Raw genomic sequence first — 4,532 nt, forward strand, 5'->3', positions numbered from 1 at the left:
GTGTCACCAGTCGTGTCACCAGTCGTGTCACCAGTCGTGTCACCAGTCGTGCCGCCGGTCGTGCCACCAGTCGTGCCGCCGGTCGTGCCGCCGGTCGTGCCGCCGGTCGTGCCGCCGGCAGCGCTTTCTGTTCCGCCAGCTATTTCTTGTTGTGTGCGGATAAAGTCAAACGACTGAGGAGAACTGCCATCATTGCTGTCGAGCGTAAAAAGGTTGGCGGTGTTTTCCTTCTTGCTCAAAACCCAGCCTGTGGGCAATGAGGGTCCGCACATGCTGGCGACCAGTGCCGCATCAGTTGACGTGTTAAGCGTAAAAGCAAGCTGACTAATGGCGGGAACCGTTTTCCCCGGAGGGAAAAGGATTGTCCATGTTGTTTTATTCCCGTTATCAGCCAATTTGACACCCAGGTCCACCGTCAAATCTGGTGAGCTGTTGGGGATGGTGACGCCCTCAATGAAAATATCGAATTTTTCACTTTGGGCCATCGCGGGAAGGGCCCATGATTGCAGATATAATGCAATTGTGCATGAAAACACGATAAGTAATTTCATGGCGGGTTTTCTCCTCAGTTAAGGTCGGTCCTGTCGTTATAGGATTGATGGGGTTTATTTAAATCGTTGTCGGATGCACCATGCTTTGCTTGGTTAGAGTGCATTGTTCCTGTTCATTATTATGTTATGCAGTCTGATGTTGTCAAGGAGGGTAGACCGGATATTTATTGATTTCGGTTTATCTGTAAGTCTTTAACGCCTGGCATGCCCTGTTGTCGAATGTTTTTACACTGGGCCATTTTCATTTCTTCTTTTGTTGTTTAAGGCCTTGAAAATACACATATTATTCAGTGGCACGTAAATTGTATTGTGTTAATGTGTTTTTTTATTGGTTGTCTGGCTGATGTCATGTAGCTGGATTCACAGGTTTTTACGGCGATGCTCAACTGCCTGGTCCGCCACCGATTATTTGCCGCTGAAACTGGCGAAATGAATCTGTGCAAGCGGTAAGGATGTTGGGTGTCGCTTGTTGACGACATGCTATCTTTGCGATTTTTAACAGGAACGACTTTTCTCAGCAAGCCAGCGTATCCGATAGGAGACACTTTGGAGGGGGATATCCCCGGTTTTTCTCTTTTGATGTTGTAATATCAGGTAATCCTTGAGCTTTTAATCTTGGCCTGAAAATGGCTTCATCGGTACCCAGTGCTGATGATCTCTATGGAAGGGGGACGTCTTGCGCTGAACAGGGGGGATGATTCTGTCCGGTAACCGCCATATAAAAGAGGAATCCTTTTGAAAACCTTCGAATTTAAAAAAATCGAGCAATGCGACCCTTTATTGAAAGAGGTTCTGGCGCTGAGATACAAGGTTTATTGCGAAGAGCGGGGCTTTGAAAAACCGCAGGACCATCCCGATGGCTTGGAACGGGATGAGTACGATGGGCACTCCGTACATTTTGCCGCGATTGTGCGACATGGGGAGTGCGGTGATGGCCGGCAGGAGGAAAAGGTCGTCGGTACGGTTCGCCTGATTCTCGATTCAGTGAAGCGTTTTCCTGTCGAACAAGCGTTTGAGTTTAGCAAGAACCTTTCCCATCTCAAACGAAACCAGGTTGGTGAAATTTCACGACTGGCTCTGTCCAAGCACTATTGCAGTGAATTTAAAGGCCGGATGCGTTGGCAATCCGATGCGGGCGAGCTGGTCAACGGATTGTTGCGTTGTCTGGCCCAGGAGAGCCTGGAGCGCGGAATTACTCACCTGTATGCGGTGATGGCAAGGGGGTTGCCGATTCTGCTGGCGCGCAAGAAAATTCTCTTTTCGCAGATCGGCCCCGAAAAAGAATATCACGGTCTTCGCACCCCCTATATTGGAGCGGTCAGGGATATCGTCAGCCGAAATCCGGAACTTTTTCTGGGATTTCAGGAGTCGGAACGTGTCAGTGCGGTGGCCTGATCGGGATTTCGCCCGGTGGGTTTTACTCCATCGTTTTGCGCATCTCTTTAAGGATGTAGTGGCGCAGAATTCGCATCAGCGGATTTTTCCCGCCCCCCCAGACATACCCCTTGTGAAGCTTTCTGCGTAGCATGTCGATCTGCAGGTAATGGGGGACCGCTTTTGGTCCCTTTTTACCGGTTAGGATTTTCACTACCTCTGTGGCTACCAGTGATGCAGCCAGGGTGCATGCCGGCGACACCGCCGGTCCTTTTTCTTCTTTGATACTCACCTTGCTGCGGTCGAGATAATTCAAATGGTAGGGTCGCGGGGTCAGTCCCGCAGTGAATGCCGCCAGTTTTTCAAGCTGTTCCATGTCGTCTGTGATGCCGAAGTAGTCGTCAAAAGACATCCCCTTGGGCGCAAAGGCCTGGAGAGTCGCTCCGAATCCCAGAGGCGCCGCTGTCACGGCATAGATCCCCTTGCTTCTGGCAGTTTTGAAAATCAGGCGCCGGATATCGATCTGAAAAAAATCAATGCCGTCGACATAGGTGTCTACGCCGTCGAGAAAGCGATCGACATTGGCTGCCGAAATCCCCTCTCTGAACAGGTTGATCTCTGCTTGCGGATTGATGTCACGGATCATTTCAGCCATCACCTCAACTTTGTGCCGGCCCGTTGTGCTGTGAAATGCCCCGAACTGGCGGCTGATATTCACCGGTTCAAAGACATCGAGGTCGGCGATGTTGAATTTACCGACACCGAGACGTGCCAAGGTCAGCAGATGGATGCCCCCCACGCCTCCTGCTCCGGCCACGGCGACTCGCGATTCGAGCAGGCGGATCTGCTCGGCTTCGGTCAGCAGGCCGATGTTGCGAGAAAATTCATTGTTAATCAGATTGCGGATGTTCATTGTTCCGTCCTTACGATGTAGCCAGCTAGACCAAGTTCTGATTGAATCCGGGGCAGCAGGGCTTTGGCCTCTGCGAAATCTTTCAGACCTGTCACGCGAACCTTGAAGGTCCCTTTGATTTCAACAACAATCACCGGTTTTCCAGAGACCCTGGTCGAATGCTCCCTGAGCTGTTCTGCGTTCTCTCTGTTTACAAAAGAGCCCAGCTGAATGCTGTACTCCTTTTCTGCTGGCAGGGTGGCGGGTGCCGTTGTGGTGAAGGGGGCCGCTGTTCGCACAGGAGGAGTCAGCAGCAGCTGCAGGCGGGATGTCGGCAAATTGAAGTCAGGCTGGTAGAATGATTTGCTGATCAACCAACCATCGAGGGGGGCGGCCACAGCTGCCTGCAGCTGCAACAGCGCGATGCCTTGCTCATTGATGGCGGTAAGGTAGCTGTTGTAGTTGGTGAAAAATTCGGCCTCCATTTCCAGGAGGTCGGCCAGAGTGCGACGACCTTCAGCAAATTCTTCAACAGATCGGGTCATCATCATTTCGCTGGCTCGTGTTTTGCTGAGCCAGGCGGCGGTAACTTGTTCTTTTTCCTGTATCGTCGCCCAAAGGTCGTCGGTTTCATTTTTTATGCTTTGTGCGAAGGCTTCCTGCTGGTAGCGCAAGCGCTCCTTGTCTGCTTTGGCCCGACGGATTTCGGCGAGGTTTTTCCCCCATTCGAAAATTGACCATTCCAGCCGCGCGCCAGCCGCCCATACTTCATCGCGCTCGAGATTGTTTTCGTCCTGGCGAGTATACTCTCCGTACAACGAAACCTGGGGGTAGAGTCTGCTCTCTGAGGCTTTTACGTCGGCTTGCGCCGCGTTGATTTGCTGTTGCAGCGCCAGATAGTCTTTGCGGTATGAAAGGACTGAAGCTTTCAGGTTTTGTGCTTCGGGGGAGAGGCTTTGATAGCTGCTCGGGGCCTTCAAGGTTAAATCAGTTGTCGGGTCGAGGTAGAGAGCGTTTTTTAACTGGTTTAAGGTCACTTTTTCTCTTGATTTGAAACGATATAGTTCCGCCCCGGCAAAAGACAGTTCTGCTTCTTGCCGCAATACGTCTTCGGTTTTGATATAGCCCTCTGCTTGCAACTCCTGAAGGATCCGAAGACGTTCTTTTTTTGCCTGTAAGGTCTTTTCGCGGGTCTCTCGTTGCAGTTGCTGATTGAGGGCCCGGAAAAAAAGTTCTCCGGTGTCCCGTTTCAGCAAACTCTGTTGCCGAAGGGTGTTCAGGCGGGCTTGCTCTTCTATGCTTTTTGACTTGTTCAGGTTCTGTACGAGTTTCCCCCCCTTGAATACCGGTTGCTCGAGAAGCAGGCTGGCCGATTTAAACCGGCGGTCCCCAAAAAGATGGACATCCTGCCCCGGCATTCCTGTGTCAAAGGAGTTTGCGTCAATGATCAGCCGGTTGGGGCGATCGAGCAGGGTGTACTCGCCGGTCAGCTTGAGGGTGGGGAAAAAACTTTTTACGGCGATGTTCACGTCTTCGCCCCTGGCATGTTCATTGGCCTGATGAGCTTTCAGATTGCGATCATTCTGAACGGCCAGCGAAAGACATTCTTCGAGACTCAATTCCAGCGCCCATGCCGGGATGGTGGTTAGTAACAGCATGCAGAAGATGGTGAATAGTCGTGTCATAAGAGTATCTAGGCTAAAGGCTAAAGGCTA

The 4,532-nt window shown here is 51.4% G+C and carries 4 protein-coding genes; 1 reads left to right on the forward strand and 3 read right to left on the reverse strand.

The annotated features are described in order from the left end of the window. Positions 1 to 551, reverse strand: a 551-nt coding sequence (locus ABYV89_RS14775) for a hypothetical protein (RefSeq protein WP_432823701.1), incomplete at its 3' end; no start/stop codon positions are given. A gap of 735 nt (positions 552 to 1,286) precedes the next feature. Here ABYV89_RS14775 and ABYV89_RS14780 point away from each other — a divergent pair. After that, complete coding sequence (locus ABYV89_RS14780) at positions 1,287 to 1,946, forward strand: PEP-CTERM/exosortase system-associated acyltransferase (RefSeq protein WP_432823702.1); 660 nt, start codon at positions 1,287 to 1,289, stop codon at positions 1,944 to 1,946. A gap of 22 nt (positions 1,947 to 1,968) precedes the next feature. On the opposite strand, the gene ABYV89_RS14785 is transcribed toward ABYV89_RS14780, so the two are convergent. Next, on the reverse strand, positions 1,969 to 2,838 hold the full coding sequence (locus tag ABYV89_RS14785; protein WP_432823703.1) for a ThiF family adenylyltransferase: 870 nt from the start codon (positions 2,836 to 2,838) through the stop codon (positions 1,969 to 1,971). Beyond that, a complete protein-coding gene (locus tag ABYV89_RS14790; RefSeq protein WP_432823704.1) occupies positions 2,835 to 4,502 on the reverse strand; it encodes a TolC family protein in 1,668 nt (555 codons plus the stop codon). Before ABYV89_RS14790 ends, ABYV89_RS14785 begins: the two co-directional genes overlap by 4 nt. Positions 4,503 to 4,532: the final 30 nt, after the last annotated feature.

Source organism: Trichloromonas sp., from assembly GCF_041583255.1.
GTDB lineage: Bacteria > Desulfobacterota > Desulfuromonadia > Desulfuromonadales > Trichloromonadaceae > Trichloromonas.

Coding starts and splice junctions, on each gene's coding strand:
- ABYV89_RS14785 (WP_432823703.1), bottom strand. CDS start 2,838: ATGAACATCCGCAATCTGATTAACAATGAATTTTCTCGCAACATCGGC.
- ABYV89_RS14790 (WP_432823704.1), bottom strand. CDS start 4,502: ATGACACGACTATTCACCATCTTCTGCATGCTGTTACTAACCACCATC.